Source organism: Mucilaginibacter sp. P2_A5 (assembly GCF_056404995.1).
Window position 1 is genome coordinate 1 of record NZ_JBFUCY010000058.1, and the last position, 16560, is coordinate 16560.

Here is a 16560-nt window from a genome sequence, read left to right on the forward strand (position 1 = left end):
GTTGTAGAAAGATATCCATTGCCCCAATAATAGGCCATAGTGCCCCAGCTTACATCGGAGGTTAAACCGGCAAAATTAAAGGGAGTGTAATAGTGTACTTCAACCATCAGGCGATTGGAAGCCGGATCGGTGGGAAGGGTATTCATTAATGTATTTGAGTTGTCGATATTTGTAGATGGGCCCTGGATAAGCAGCACCCGGTAACTGTTGTGCCCCCCGGTTGATCTTACCGCATTAACAAACGTTTGATGATATGAAAGCAGCACCCCCATCCCTGTAGCGTCTGATACATTGGGTTCATTGGCGCTTGCAAAAATCACATGCTCGTCAAAGCCACGCATTTGAGTAGCAATCTGCTCCCAAAAGGCCTTTTGTTTGGCATTAACCGCTGCCTGCGCGCTGGTAGTGCAATTGTTCTCCAGCCATCCGCCATCCCAATGAACATTTAATATCACGTACAAACCATCGTTAACGCAGTACTGAACAACCTGCTTAACCCTGTCAAGCCATGTTTGCTGAATCTGGGCTGTGGTTTGATTAGCATACTGGTCCCAGCTGCAAGGGATACGCACCGCGGTGAAACCGCTTCTTTTAACCTGGTCAATAAGCGCCTGGGTTACTGTAGGGTTGCCCCAATTTGTTTCGCCGCCTATTGCCTCCAATGTGTTACCAATGTTCCAACCTAACTGGAACTTTGCAGCAAGCTGAGTTGCCGTGCTGGAAACGCCGGTTTGATCGGGCGSAAGCGGCGAAATGTTGTAACTCGGATAACTGGTGGCGGTTAGCTTTTTGGTGCTCGTTTTAGCRAGYGGCTTAACATCCGGAGAAGCGGTTTGTTGCTTCGTGCACCTTGTCAATGCCGGGATTGCAAGAATGCATAAAAAATAACTTAAAGTTTTTTTCATAAAAAAATGGTTAGACTGGTGGCATTTAAATTTGCCTTTATTAATAAATTGGTTAATTGCGTATGGAAGTGTTGGGCAACAAGTAAAACGAGGATATATATCGCATTGCCTTTAAGGTTTATATAGCTATTGGTATAGGTAGTTATGTTGATAACTGCCTTTAGCCAACGGGGGATTAAAAAAAATAATGAAATGGCAGTTGCCATTCCGCATAAGGCGGAGTTTAACATTAGTTTCATTTTTCGATAGGATAAAACGGGTTTGAACCGGTTTATATGTTTAATTGGTTAAATCTTGTTTTTCGATGCAGAAGGACAATTAATGAAACAATGCAATTAAAGTCAACATAATACAGCCGTTGGAACAACGGGCATATTTTAGTTAGCAATAGTTAAATTGGTACCAGGTTCATTAATTGATTAGTAAAACTACTGAAGAAATAATTTAATGATGGGAGATAAAAGTTAGAAAATAGGGTGTCCAATGTTAATTTTTAAGAAAAAAACATGGATTTTGTAGGTGTTTTGTATAAACAGTTGCCTTATCGGAAATAAAATTTATAAAATGGTGTGGAAAATGAGTGTTAATTTAATAAACTGTAACTAAGAATGTTTCGCCGCTTTTTAAAATCGGATAGACTCCTAAGCAGCAACCTGTAACAGCTTTAATTATCGGAGTGCCCGGTAATGACTGTACCATAGCATTGGCAACTCATCGTTATTTATATTCCGGTGATCAGACAAAGGAACTGACACTTTTATCTCTTTAATTACGACTTTATCTTACTTTTATACTATCTTAGTATACCGGCTTGCCAAGGGCCAGGTTCCTGATTTCGAAGATCTCAACTAAATTTTAATGCGTATAAAACTTTATATTGTTGTTTCAGTGTTGTTTTTTACTTGCACCAACAATTTTGCGCAAAACAGCCAATACCAGTTTTCGCGGCTCAATATAAGCAACGGACTATCTCACAACCAGGTTAATTGCATATTTAAAGATCCCAAGGGCTTCATGTGGTTTGGCACGGCGTCGGGCCTTAACCGGTACGACGGTTATACTTTTAAAGTATTTAAGCACGATGTAAATAACAAAAACTCCATTAATGATGATTATGTAACTAATATTTGTGAAGGGCCCGGCAAAAAATTATGGATAACAACCCGGGCTGGATATTCCTTTTATGACCCCGACACCGAGCAGTTTGACAATAATGTATGGTCGGTAGTTTATCCTTTCAAACTTCCGGGGTATCCAATAGTTTCCAAAATACTTCACAACGAGAATGGCGACTTCTGGTTTTTGTGTCCTGATTCCGGCCTTTACAGGTATAATGAACTAAAAAAAACTGCCACGCGTTATTATCATCACCATAATTCTAACCCATCATTATATTCAAATTTTGTTACAGGAATTGTGCAGGTTGCAAGTGGCAATATATGGCTTGCTTATGACGATGGCGTAGTGGAGCTATTTGATGTAAAACGTAATTCAATTACATATCATACAGATATTTTTAAAAAAGCGGCTAATAATAAGGGCAGGATCTACTCGATAACTATCGATAGCGAAGGCGATCTCTGGATGTTTAACCCCAATATGGATTCCGGCGTCTATTATTACAGCCGCCGTACCGGACGGTTTCGGCACATTACAAAAGAATCGGCAGAAACACCGCTTACATCGAACATCATCACTAATGTAATTCAGGCCGATGACGGCCTTATATGGATTTCCACTGATCATGGCGGAATAAACTTATTGGATAAAAAAAGTGGAAAAATTACTTATTTACTGAACAGGGAAGATGATGCAAAGTCATTGGGACAAAACACTGTATCGCTTTACAAAGACAATACCGGCATTATGTGGGGCGGTACGCTCAGAGAGGGGATAAGTTATTATCATAAAAATATTATCAGGTTCCCGTTATACAGGCACTTTGCCTCAGATCCCCGGAGCCTTAGTTTTGAAGATGTTAATAAATTTGCCGGGGATAAAAAAGGTAATTTATGGATTGGCACCAATGGGGGCGGTTTAATCTATTTTGATCGAAAAACAGGCAGGTTTACCCAGTATAAACATGATTCGGCAAACCCCAATAGCCTCAGCAGCGATATTATTGTAAGCCTATGTATCGACCATGATCAGCAGCTATGGATAGGTACCTATTTTGGAGGGCTGGACCATTTTGACGGCAAAAAATTTATTCACTATAAGCATAACGACAAGGTGCCCACGAGTATTGCTGATGACCGGATATGGAATATCCTGGAAGATTCGTCAAACCGGTTATGGATAGGCACTTTTGCGGCGGGTTTGCAAACATTTGACAGAGACAAAAAAATATTTTTGCCTCCCTTTAAGCAAACGGATATCAGGTGCCGGTATACATCCGCTTTATTTGAAGACAAGCGCGGAAATATTTGGGTAGGGGGGTATTTTGGCATAGATGAAATATTAAAAAACGGACGTGGCGTTATACATTATAATAAAAAGAACAACGATCCTAACAGTTTGATTGGCGATAACATCGATTGTATCATGCAGGATAGCCGCGGCCTGATGTGGATAGCGACAAATGACGGACTGAGCATATTGAACCCCGAAACCAACCGTTTTATCTCGCTGACGAAAAAGGACGGGTTGCCCGACAACCAGGTTTTGAATGTGTTGGAAGATAACAGGGGGGCCATGTGGCTAAGTACATCAAACGGGTTGGGCCGGATAACGTTGACACAGGGCAATGGCACCTATAAGTTTCAATTTGAAAGCTTTGATGAAACAGATGGCCTGCAGGGCAAAGAATTCAGTATAAATGCAGCTTTAAAAACCAAGAAAGGAGAATTGGTATTTGGCGGCTCGCACGGCTTTAATATTTTCGATCCACTAAGTATACATCCGAATATAGATGAGCCTGCATTAATTTTCACCGGTTTCCAGTTATTCAACAAAAGTATAGCAGTCAATGAAGCAGTTGACGGCCATGTTGTATTATCTAAAGCCATTTCGGCCACGCAGGAGCTAACGCTGAATCACAGCGAAAATGTGTTCACCATTGAGTTTGCCGCCATCAATTTCTTTAACCCCAATAAAATAACGCATCAGTATATGATGGAAGGTTTTGATAAAGGGTGGCTTACCGCAGACAATGCTATCCGGAAAGCTACCTACACCAACCTTGATGGAGGCGATTATACTTTTAAGGTACGGGCTATTGGCCAGGAGGGAAAATGGAAACCCAGCTATATAAAATTAAAAATAAAGGTATTGCCCCCCTTCTGGAAATCTACTTTAGCTTATGTCATTTACCTGTTGTTGATAACCGGGACCCTGTTTTTTATACGCCGGCGCGGAATACAAAAGATAAGAAGGCAATTTATAGCAGAGAAAGAAAAGCAGGAAGCAAAGTTGTTAATTGAACAGGAGCGGCAGGAGGTTAAGCGTATGCAGGAGCTTGATCAGTTAAAAACTAAATTTTTAACCAATGTAAGCCATGAGTTCAGGACGCCATTATCATTAATTATGGCGCCTGTTGATAAAATGCTTATCGATGCCGATAAAGAGCGGGGCGAGCAATTGAATATGATAAGGAGAAACGCAAAAAGGCTGTTAAACCTTGTAAACCAACTGCTTGATTTCCGGAAGATGGAAGTTCAGGAACTCAGGCTGCATGCCCGGAGCGGCGATATCGTGAGCTTTATTAAGGAAATGTCTTATTCCTTTTCAGATATTGCCGAAAAAAAACATATTGGGTTTGTGTTCGACTCGGAAATTGAAAACCTGGTGATCAATTTTGACCCCGATAAAATAGAACGTATCATATTTAACCTGCTTTCCAATGCATTTAAATTTACACCGGAGGGTGGGCACGTGAGCGTATTATTATCAACCAAACAAACACCCGGGCAGCAAATGCTCGAAATAAAGGTTATTGATACAGGTATAGGAATTCCCGCGGATAAAAAGGATAAAATTTTTGAACGTTTTTTTCAAAGCGATATTCCCGGATCGATGGTTAACCAGGGTAGCGGCATAGGCCTGTCAATAACAAAGGAATTTGTAAAGCTGCATAATGGCGAAATATCTGTAGAAAGCGAGCCCGGACAGGGAAGCTATTTTACCATTTTACTGCCTGTGCACCTAACAGCCGAGGCAGAAGAACAATGGCCCGACGACGCGCTTAACCTGGCAGAACTTTCAGGGACCGACGGACAGGCGCTGCAACAACCCGGAACTGTTGCCGCTGAAAAAAAACTGACCGTTTTGCTGGTTGAAGATAACGAAGACTTCCGCTTTTATTTAAAAGACAATTTAAACGATATCTTTCATGTTGTTGAGGCCGCAAACGGCAAAGAAGGGTGGCAAAAAACCCTTGCCCTGCACCCAAACCTGGTTGTTAGCGATATAAGTATGCCCGAAATGAATGGGATAGATCTTTGCCGTAAAATACGTAACGATAAACGGACATCGCACATACCTGTTGTTTTACTTACCGCTATTACCGGCGAAGAGCAACAGTTAAAAGGACTTGAAACGGGCGCCAATGATTACCTCACCAAACCTTTCAACTTCGAGATACTGCTATCCAAACTGAAAAACATACTGGCCATACAGCAGGATATGCGCAAAACCTATCAAAAGCAGCTTGATGCCAAGCCAACAGATGTGGTGCCCGAGTCGTTCGATGAAGCTTTTATTAAAAAAGCCTTACTTATTATCGAAAAAAATATTGATAACGCCGATTTCTCAGTAGAAGAACTCAGTAGCGAATTATGTGTGAGCCGTGTTACATTATATAAAAGGGCGCTCACATTAACCGGAAAGTCTCCGGTAGAACTTGTCAGGTCTATCCGTTTAAAGCGCGCCGCTCAATTGCTTGAGAATTCGCAGCTAACCATATCCCAGATATCGTACAAGGTAGGCTTTAAAAGCCAGAAGTATTTTGTACGCTCTTTTAAAGCCGAATTCAATTGCCTCCCATCTGCTTACCAGCAAAAAAGCAAACAACAGGCTGATAAAGCCTGATAATTATCGCGAACAGCCTTCGAGTTTACCTTTCTTTTGGCCCAATTTGTTAACCTTCCCGTCGGTTTTTTTCTGATTTTTTACCATTAAATCAATGTTTAATACTTTAACTATCTTAAAATAAGGTAGTTAAGTTGCTTTAACATTTGTGCCCCTATTTTTAAACAATCGATTGCGGTGCCCCTTGTAATTTTAACCTATACAAAGCGGCATAAATTCAAGATAGCTGCCGCAGGCCTGTCATCCTATAATGGTGCAGGTACATAACCAATTTTAATAGTAACCTGATTAAACTAAGCATTATGCCAAAACGTGTACTTATTAGCGCCTGTTATTTGCCTGCCTGGCAGTTACCAAAAACAGTTCTGGAGTTATCATTAATACCCCACATATATGGGGCAGCGTAGGCTGCCTGCAACAATAACGGGCTTTTTACATAAATTATCTTATTTGATCTGAGTGTTAGTAGTGTGCCATTCGGCCATTGCACGCAGGCAATGAATTCAATTTAATATATAAATACGATGGGAGGAAAATAATGCTGAGAAGTTAACCAATAACCCAATAAACAAACCAATTATCAATTAATTATGAACCCAAATTAACATGGAAAAAAATTTACGAAAAAGAATAAGACATGGTGCACTGCTATTAATGGCTTTGCTGTTGCTAAGCCTGGCAGGCTACGCGCAAACCATAAAAATTACAGGTAAAATTACCAGTGCCGATAATACCGGGCCATTGCCCGGTGTAACCGTTAAAGTAAAGAATGCATCAACAGGTACACTATCCGGGTCGGATGGCAGCTATGCCATTAATGCCAAACCCGGCGATGTGCTGATATTTAGTTTTTTAAGCTTTACTACCCAGCAAATATTTGTAGGCTCAACTACGGTTATTAACGTAGTGCTTAAACCATCAACCAACGATTTAACCGAGGTTGTGGTAATTGGTTACGGTACCAAGAGACGAAGCGACCTTACCGGTTCTATATCATCTGTTACAGCGGCCGACCTTCTTAAAACCCAGCCAACAACCATTGACCAGGCCATGCAAGGCAAAGTTGCAGGTGTTGTAATACAGCAGGTATCGGGCCAGCCGGGCGGCGATGTAAACGTGCAGATTCGTGGTCTGGGCGGTTTCCAGGGCGCACCGCCGTTATATGTTATTGATGGTGTACAAATACCGCCAAACGGCCAATCGGCTATTCCGGGTAATGGCACCAACCCGCTATCCAGCATCAATCCTTCTGATATAGCCTCTATCAATGTGTTGAAAGATGCTTCTGCTACGGCTATTTACGGTTCCCAGGCATCCAATGGTGTTGTTATTATCACCACAAAAAAGGGGGTCAGCGGCGCGCCAATTATCAGCTATGATGGCTACCAGGGCTGGCAAAAATTACCCAAGTATTATGATGCAATGAATTTGCGCCAATATGCTACTTTCATGAACGAAAAGAGTGACATCATCGGTTACGATAAACGGCCGCAGTTTGCCAATCCGCAATACATGGGGTTAGGTACCAACTGGCAAAAAGCCCTATACCGTACAGCGCCAATGCTAAACCACAATTTAGCTATCAGCGGTGGTGATGACAGGACAAAGTATTATTTATCGGGTACCTATTTTTCACAACAAGGTATTGCATTGGGTTCTGATTTTAAAAGGACTTCAATAAAAGCAAACATCGATAACAAAACCACCGACTGGTTAAAGGTTGGCATAAACCTAAACCTGGCACACGTAGCCGAAAATGTGGCTACTTCCAATACCGGGGTAATTTTGCAGGCCCTTAACCAAACACCCGATGTGGCCGTAGTAAACCCCGATGGCACATGGGGTGGCAATGATCCTAACATTTATGGAGCAACCGGTACCAACCCGTTCGCTATAGCCACCATTGTAAAGGATTTTAAAAGCCGTTACCAATTAATGGGCAACGCTTATGCCGAAATACAATTTACCCGCGACCTTACCCTGCGCAATGAAATAGCCGGAAACTTCGACTTTGCCACCGAGGATTATTTCAATCCCTCGTATGTTATGGGCGCTTACTCCAAAACCACCAACAGCGGCACCGCGACAAGCGCGCAAAATTTTTATAATTCAATCTCCAATTATTTAACGTACGAGCATACGTTTGCCCAAAAGTATTATGTTAACGCAATGGCCGGGCACGAAGCCCAATTGCTAAAAAGTAGCGGTGTTTCGGGTACGCGCACCAATTTTGCAAGTAATAACGTGCAAACGATAAGCACAGGCGATGCCACAACCGCTATCAATACCGGTGTTAAAGGACAGGGCTCATTAGAAGCCTATTTTGGCAGGGCCAACTTTACCTATGATGACCGGTATTTGTTAACGGCTACAGTACGTCATGACGGCTCATCAAAATTTGCCGAAGCGCACCGGTGGAATACCACTTACTCGGGCGCGCTGGCATGGAAAATTAACCACGAAAGCTTCCTTAAAGGTGTAAAGGCTATTAAGGATCTTAAACTCAGGGTTGGTTATGGCCTGGTAAACAATCAAAATATCGCCGAATATGCTTACGGTTCAACACTAAGCACAATAGCCACCGGCCTGTCAGGTAACTCGCAGATAACCAGTACAACAGGTAATCCTGATATCAAGTGGGAAACTACAAGATCATATAATGTTGGTCTCGATGCCTCAGTGTTAAACGGGCGGATAGGATTTTCTGTCGATGCGTATTACCGCAAAACAAATAATCTGTTGCTAAGCCTTACCATGCCTTACTACTCAGGCACATTCGCTTCGGGTGGATATTCGCCGGGAGCGGTGCAGGCGCCCTATGTAAATATAGGCGCGGTGAGCAACCAGGGATTTGAGTTTACATTGTCGACTCAAAACGTCAAATCAAGAAACTTTAACTGGACCAGTAATATTACCTTTTCCAGGAACGTGAACAAAGTACTCACTTTGGTTGATGGTACCCCGGCAATAAACGGCTCGGTAACCAAAACTGTAGTTGGCCGCTCAATCGGTGAGTTTTATGGTTACCAGGTATTGGGCATTTACAAAAACGCCGCCGACTTTACTAAATATCCGGCGTTATCCCAAAACGGAGGCGGCTCGATACCTATAACTCCCGGATCAGGCGGTGTTTGGGTAGGTGATGTTATTTTTAAGGATATTAATGGCGACGGGATAATTGATGCCCGTGACCAAACCTTTTTAGGATCGCCTTTACCTAAGTTCCAGTACGGGATCAATAACAGCTTTAACTATAAAAATTTCGATCTGAATGTTTTTATGGTAGGCAATTACGGCAATAAAGTTTATAACCAGATAAAGGTAAACGGCGAGAACCCTAACCAAAACTTTGGCTATTTCCCCTCTGTGCTCAACTATGCTAAGATTGGTCTGATTGACCCGGCGGGCTCTGCATCAGATATTAACAACGTATATATCACAAACCCATCTACCAATATTATGCGGATAAGCCAGAGCAGTGGTAATGATAACCAGCGTTTTTCTGACAAATACATCGAAAATGGGTCGTTTTTAAAATGTAAGAGTATCGCCTTGGGGTACAGCTTTTCAAACAACTTGTTAAATAAGATCAAGCTACGGTCGCTACGGGTGTATGTTAACGTTACCAACGTTTTCACGGTTACCAAATATACCGGCTATGATCCTGAAATTGGTTCATGGAACCCATTGGCAGCAGGTATTGATAATGGATATTACGCTCAGCCGCGTGTTTACACAGTTGGTCTTAACGTATCGCTAAACAATTAAAATTCAAGATGATGAAACTCATAAAAATAAATATGGTACTGCTGTTTATCGTTATGATAAGCAGCTGCAAAAAGGATTACCTTAACCGGCCACCTTTAACCGGTATAACCAAAGATAACTTTTATAAAAGCGGCTCGGACTTAAGACTGGCTACCGCTGCTCTTTATGCCCAGCCCTGGTTTAACTGGAACAATTTTCCGCTGCTTGGTGTTGGCGATATCATGAGCGGCAATATGCTGCAGCCTTATAATGCCGATCTGGTTCAGTTTACTACCTTTTCTATTACAAGCCAAAACTCTTATATCACCCAGTCATGGCAGTCTTTTTACGATATAGTTGCCCATTGCAACATCAATATAAAAGCCATTAACACCAGCCTTCCGGATAGTGTGGCTGCAAGCAGTAAAAAAGGCGCGCTTGGCGAGTTGAAGTTTATACGCGCCACATCTTATTTCTTTATCGCGCAATTATGGGGCGCCGCGCCAATTATTGAAGATAATGATAAGCTGATAGCAAATCCGTTGGTGCCACGCCATAAGCTTACTGATGTTTATAAATTCATTATCAACGATTTAAGATACGCCGCAGCTAATTTACCAAAGATAGACCAGCCGGGACGCGTAACTACATGGTCGGCACAGGGGTTACTGGCAAAAGTATATTTAACCCGGGCTGGTTTGGGCCAAAGTGGTACCCGCAAACAATCTGACCTTGACAGCGCCGCATATTACGCCGGCAATGTGTGTAACACCAGTGGTTTAACGCTTTTACCAAGCTACTATAACCTTTTCAGGACCCAGTATAATGATAATCCCGAGTCATTGTTCGCGTTTCAATGGGCGCCAGGCGTAGGCTACGGACAAGGTAACGATATACAAGCCCAATTTGCCCCAAGCGGCAGCCTGGTTACCGGTGGTGGTGGCTGGGGCGGTGCCATTGGCCCAACCCTTGATTTGGCCAACGAGTATAGCATGGATGACTCCGTGCGCCGCAAAGCCACGTATATGCTTACCGGCGATAAATACCCTGAGCTTAATGCCGCAAACGGCGGGTATACCGCAACGGGTGTAAATGTTAAAAAACACATTGTTGGTACTGCCGCAGATAATAATTCGCCTACTATGGATCTTTGGTCGTCAACCGAGCACAATACCGTTTTACGCCTGGCCGATGTATACCTGGTATATGCCGAAGCCTTGCTTGGCAACAACGCTTCTACTGCCAACCCGCAGGCGCTGCAGTACTTTAACGCCGTACGCAGCAGGGCCGGCGTAAGTAAGGTTACGAGTATTACGCCTGATATGATCTGGAAAGAACGGCGGATTGAACTGGCATTTGAAGGCCAGTACTGGTTTGATTTGGTTCGTCTATCTTACTATAAACCGCAGGCCGCCATTAATTCTCTTAACGGTCAAAAAAGGCAGCAGTTTTCCTACAATCAAGCTACAGGCGTAAAAACGCCATCGCCCAACGGACTGATCATCACCCCGGCCACAGCCGCCACATTTACGCTGCCTATACCGGCAAATGATCAAACCGCCGATCCAAAGCTGCTGGAGGAACCTGTAGCTTATTATTAACAGCATTCTTAATCATTGATATAATTTAAACATCATGAAAAAATTAATTTATCATATCAAAGGCTGCTTGGTGCTTGCCTTGCTTGCCGCGGTGGTTGTTATGCAGCCGGGCTGTAAAAAGGATGCTTCACCATCAAAAGGCACCCCGATAATTACCGCTATACGCAATTATGTAGCCCATCCCGGTGATTCGCTTTTAAGCAGCGTAGGTACGGGCCAGTGGGTTGTAATTTCAGGTAAGAATTTGAAAGGTGCGCTCGCTATTAATTTTGACGGGGTAAAAGGTTCTTTTAACGATGCATGGTTTTCAGATACCAGTGCAATTGTCTTAATCCCGGCGGTTATCGCGTTCCCTTCGGTACCATCAGATAAGCTGAATACCATACAGTACATTACCAACCATGGGCAAACTACGTTTTCGTTCCCTATTGTTGCCCCTGCGCCTACAATTTCAGGCGTTTCTAATGAAGATGCCAATCCTGGCGATTCGGTTAAAATCAACGGCCTAAGCTTTTTCTTTATAAAAAGCGTTACCTATGCCGGGGTCAATATTACCAGTTATAAATCATCAAATGATGGTACCAGCATCAGCCTGGCAGTACCTGCGGGGGTTACGCAAACCGGCGGCATTGTAAGTGTTACAACAAAATCAGGTTCGGCCACCTCTGTTTATAAAGTACATGACTTTGTAACAGGCGTGTTGAATAATTATGATAATGTAAATAACTTTTCATGGGGATCTGGCACGTCTAACAGTTCAGCAGCCTATCCTGGTAATAATGGCTATTATGGGCTATTGCAATCAACTAATATCAGCGCCGGAGACGGGTCCTGGTGGAATGGCGGCCGGTCTATCAATACGAACGGGGCGCAGTGGGTACCTAAAGCCAACTTAAAGGATACGGTGGACCATTATGCTTTAAAGTTTGAAGTATCTGTAACTACGCCATGGTCGGCCGGTGCTATCCAGATTGTTAAAGATTACTCCTGGACATATTCGGCCATTTATCGCCCGTGGAAGAATGCCAATGGTTCAATAACACAATTTACTACAAAGGGCTGGCAAACGGTAACCATACTACTATCAGACTTCAGAACAAATAATGGTACGGGGACGCCTCCTGCCAGCCTCACGGATTTGCTTGGGGCCGAGGGAGCGGGTGCCATCAATGTTACATTTATTAACGATGGCACAACTACCATCAAAACTTCTGAGATAGCTGTTGACAACATCAGGGTAGTAAGAATTAAATAAGAGAGTTTTAGTTGAATATAAGTGGATGCCTGGGGCCTTTACCGAGAGGCCCCGGCATTTTTTACACCACAACAATTCTGTTTTTCAATATCCGGGATCATGCCGATAAGGAAGCCGAGAGTTAAAGATTTAAAAAAGCATAACGATGAAGGCCGGGCAATAAGTTTCGCTATTAAAAATGCAAGGGCAATTTTACTGACAATTGGCCAATGCTATTAAACCTTTTTTAAGGATGCGGTTAGAAGTTTTGGATAGGAATAATAACGTGGTAAAGGCCATTAATGAGATCGTCGCAGGAGACGGATAAAAACATTTTGTAGAAATTGATCAGCAAAAATTTAAATACTAAGCATTGTAAAAAATGAAAAAACAGTTTTTTTTGAAATTATTATTAATACCGATTACGATTATATCTTTTTTCTCCTGTAAAAAGACAAGTAGTGCGCCGCCCGAACTAACAGCAAGCCAGACCGCTATAACTTTTACGCCTGAAGGCGGCACAAAGGATTTATCTGTTACCTGTAATGCTACATGGAGCGTCAGTAACCCTGCTTCGGCCTGGCTGCAATTAAACACTACATCTGGCGGCAGCGGCAGCAGTGTCATTCATTTAACAACGCTGTCACAAAATAGTACAGGATTAACACGTTCGGGTGTTTTGGTCATTAATTCATCCAATGGTCAATCAAGAAGGGTAACGGTGTCCCAAACAGCCAACCTATATCCAACTTATAATACTTCGCCAAAAGCTCCTGATGCAACCGGGATGAGCAGCAACGCCGTTCAGCTCGCCGCTAAAATGAAGTTAGGATGGAATATCGGCAATACCCTGGAAGCTCCCGGCGAAACAGGCTGGGGCAATCCTTTAATTACCGAGGATTATGTAAAATTCGTGAAACAACAGGGTTTTAATGCCATTCGCCTTCCATGTGCCTGGAATTGGGGACATTTAAGCAACCAGGCAACCGCGCAAATAGACCCCAACTGGCTTAACAGGGTAAAAGAAGTAGTAGGATACTGCGTAAAAAATGATATGTATGTTTTACTCAATATACATTGGGATAACGGCTGGTTAGATAATAACATTAACGTGGTAAAACAGGATTCGGTTAATGCTAAGCAAAAAGCGTTTTGGGAGCAGATTGCTACAACTATGCGCGATTTTGACGAACACCTGATGTTTGCCAGCGCTAACGAGCCTCCGGTGGATAACGCTGCACAAATGGCCATACTTGCTTCCTATCATGAAACCTTTATAAAGGCGGTTCGATCTACCGGCGGCAGGAATAGTTACCGGGTGTTGGTGGTCCAGGGCCCGTCAACAGATATTGACAAAACCAATGACCTGATGAATGCTCTTCCCCAGGACCAGGCAGCGGCTCGGATGATGGTCGAGGTGCATTATTATTCTCCATATCAATTCTGCCTGATGAGCGAGGACGCAGACTGGGGCAAGATGTTCTATTATTGGGGAACAGGGCACCATTCTACTATAGAGCCAGGTCGTAACGCCACCTTTGGCGAAGAGAGCGATGTAGATGCCACTTTCAACAAGATGAAAACAAAATTCGCCGATAAAGGCATTCCTGTCCTGTTGGGCGAATATGGGACCTACAGGCGCGACAATACAGCGCATGTCCCCCTGGACCTGGCAACGCATAACGATGCGGTGGATTATTGGCTTACTTATGTTACAAAAAAAGCCAAAGCCAACGGGATGCTGCCATTTTTTTGGGATACAGGCGGCGCTTTAGATAGGCGAAATTATACAGTAAAAGATCAACGTACAATAGTGGCCCTGAACGCAGGCGGTAAATAAATGAATGCCTGTGGCTTTTAACAAAAGGCCCAGGCGTTTTTACGCCATACCAGTTTTATTTATCAGCATAACCAATACAGGTTGGTAGTTTATACAGGAAGTTTAAGAGAAATTGATATGAAAAAATTTAAACTAAAGGCATCGGCTTCCTAAGCAATATTTACCGTAAGCCATATCACCAGGATTAAAAGCATCTGCCGGTAAAAGTACAGTCGCAGATAGATAGCATCCATGGGAAGAAAAGAAATATAATTTATGAAATATACCATTGCCTGTTTTATGGCATTTTTAGTGTCCGGCGGCGCTTCGGCGCAAAACAAAAGCGAGGTTGCGCTTAAAGCAAAGATCAATAGCATCGTCAGCAAAATGACGCTGGAAGAAAAAATAGACATGCTACATGGCAACGCGCTGTTTTCTTCGGCGGGCGTAAGCCGTTTAGGTATCCCGGAGCTTACGTGCGATGATGGCCCCTTAGGCGTACGTGAAGAAATAAAGCGCTTTGACTGGGCCTCGGCTAACTGGACAACCGACTCTGCCACGTTTTTACCAAATGGCTCGGCGATAGCAGCTACCTGGAACCCCGCAATGGCAAATAAATACGGGGTAGTTATAGGAGAGGAAGCCAATGCCCGTAAAAAGCATATAATGCTTGCACCCGCATTCAATATCTGCCGGATGCCGCTTTGCGGCCGGACCTATGAATATTATTCGGAAGACCCTTATTTGAACAGTCTATTGGCTGTCGGGGCTGTAAAAGGGATTCAAAGCCAGCATGTAGCAGCCTGTATAAAACATTTTGCTGCAAATAACCAGGAGCTTAACCGCGATAGCGTAAACACCATAGTTGATGAAAGAGCTTTACGCGAAATTTATTTCCCGGCATTTAAAGCAGCCGTACAGCAGGGGAATGCCTACACCATTATGTCGGCCTACAATAAGGTGAATGGCTATTGGTGCTCCGAGAATGACTATTTATTAAATAAAGTACTAAAAAACGAGTGGGGCTTTAAAGGAGTGGTCATGTCAGATTGGTCCGGGACGCACCATACCGTTGCAGCGGCCAACAACGGGCTGGACATTGAAATGGGCTCAAGCGGGCCGTATGATCAGTGGTATTTTGCTAAGCCATTACTAAAAGCTGTTAAGGAAGGCCAGGTTTCGGTAAAAACAATTAACGATAAGGTGCGCAGGATTTTGTGGGTGATGTACCATACCTCCATGAGTACTAACCATCCCAAAGGATCTATCGCTACGCCGGCGCATACCAAAGCCGCATATGCTATTGCCTCGGAATCCATCGTTCTGCTAAAAAACGATAACCATTTGTTGCCTTTAAAAGCAGATAACATTAAAAGTATTGCTGTCATCGGTGATAATGCCATCCGTACATTTGCTTTAGGCGGTTATGGCGCAGGGGTAAAAGCTAAATATGAAATAACCGCCTTGGAAGGCATACGATCAAGGTTCGGCAAAACGGCCAGTATCAGTTTTGCCCAGGGTTATAAAGCAAACTACCTGGCAAGTAATAGTGATGAAAAAAATCGTGGTTACGACCAGCCCGATCAAAAACTGATTGATGAGGCCGTAGCGCTTGCAAAAACCAGCGATGTCGCCATTTTATGTATCGGGTCCAATCGTGAATATGAAAGTGAAGCCCATGACCGTAAAAGCCTGGAACTGCCTTTTGGCGAACAGGCACTGGTTAACGCGGTCACGGCCGTCAATGCCAATACCATTATTGTAATCATGGCCGGCGCTCCGTATGATTTGAATGAAATCAAAAAAACTAACCATGCTATTGTTTGGTCGTGGTTTAACGGTTCAGAAGCAGGCAATGCACTGGCCGACGTATTAAAAGGTGTCATCAATCCGTCGGGAAAGCTGCCGTTTACCTTCCCGGTTTCGTTACATGATTCACCCGCGTTTAACCTGGATACATATCCGGGTAAAGGCGCAACGGCCGAATATAAAGAGGGCATACTGGTTGGTTACCGCTGGTACGATACCAAGAAAATTCAACCGCAATTTCCTTTTGGTTATGGGCTTTCTTATACTGAATTTTCTGTCAGCAAACTTTCCACAGATAAATCAAGCTATAAAAAGGATGAAATCATCCACGCAAAATTCACTATCAAAAATAAAGGCAGCAGATCCGGGGCCGAAGTTGTGCAATTATATGTAAGCGATCCGGTTTGCTCGGTATTG

7 protein-coding genes are annotated in these 16560 nt (G+C 43.2%); 6 read left to right on the plus strand and 1 reads right to left on the minus strand.

Annotation, left to right across the window (positions count from 1 at the left end; genetic code table 11):
* A partial coding sequence (locus AC1DXF_RS28925; protein WP_477452164.1) for a glycoside hydrolase family 5 protein occupies positions 1-905 on the minus strand: 905 nt, incomplete at its 3' end.
* An 858-nt stretch (positions 906-1763) separates the two neighbouring features.
* Here AC1DXF_RS28925 and AC1DXF_RS28930 point away from each other — a divergent pair.
* From AC1DXF_RS28930 to AC1DXF_RS28955, 6 genes are all read left to right on the plus strand, one after another.
* Positions 1764-5933 (plus strand): hybrid sensor histidine kinase/response regulator transcription factor, encoded by a 4170-nt coding sequence (locus tag AC1DXF_RS28930; RefSeq protein ID WP_477452165.1) that lies wholly within the window; start codon positions 1764-1766, stop codon positions 5931-5933.
* Positions 5934-6539: 606 nt separating this feature from the next.
* Positions 6540-9701 carry a SusC/RagA family TonB-linked outer membrane protein gene (locus AC1DXF_RS28935; RefSeq protein ID WP_477452166.1) on the plus strand — a complete coding sequence of 1054 codons (3162 nt, stop codon included), beginning with the start codon at positions 6540-6542 and terminating at the stop codon, positions 9699-9701.
* Positions 9702-9709: 8 nt separating this feature from the next.
* Positions 9710-11281 carry a RagB/SusD family nutrient uptake outer membrane protein gene (locus tag AC1DXF_RS28940; RefSeq protein WP_477452167.1) on the plus strand — a complete coding sequence of 524 codons (1572 nt, stop codon included), beginning with the start codon at positions 9710-9712 and terminating at the stop codon, positions 11279-11281.
* 34 nt (positions 11282-11315) lie between these two features.
* Positions 11316-12536, plus strand: a complete 1221-nt coding sequence (locus AC1DXF_RS28945; protein WP_477452168.1) for a glycan-binding surface protein — start codon at positions 11316-11318, stop codon at positions 12534-12536.
* 361 nt (positions 12537-12897) lie between these two features.
* On the plus strand, positions 12898-14355 hold the full coding sequence (locus AC1DXF_RS28950) for a cellulase family glycosylhydrolase (protein WP_477452169.1): 1458 nt from the start codon (positions 12898-12900) through the stop codon (positions 14353-14355).
* Between the two features lie 255 nt (positions 14356-14610).
* Positions 14611-16560: glycoside hydrolase family 3 protein (locus AC1DXF_RS28955; RefSeq protein ID WP_477452170.1), on the plus strand; the 1950-nt coding region annotated here is incomplete at its 3' end.

Coding starts and splice junctions, on each gene's coding strand:
- AC1DXF_RS28930 (WP_477452165.1), top strand. CDS start 1,764: ATGCGTATAAAACTTTATATTGTTGTTTCAGTGTTGTTTTTTACTTGC.
- AC1DXF_RS28935 (WP_477452166.1), top strand. CDS start 6,540: ATGGAAAAAAATTTACGAAAAAGAATAAGACATGGTGCACTGCTATTA.
- AC1DXF_RS28940 (WP_477452167.1), top strand. CDS start 9,710: ATGATGAAACTCATAAAAATAAATATGGTACTGCTGTTTATCGTTATG.
- AC1DXF_RS28945 (WP_477452168.1), top strand. CDS start 11,316: ATGAAAAAATTAATTTATCATATCAAAGGCTGCTTGGTGCTTGCCTTG.
- AC1DXF_RS28950 (WP_477452169.1), top strand. CDS start 12,898: ATGAAAAAACAGTTTTTTTTGAAATTATTATTAATACCGATTACGATT.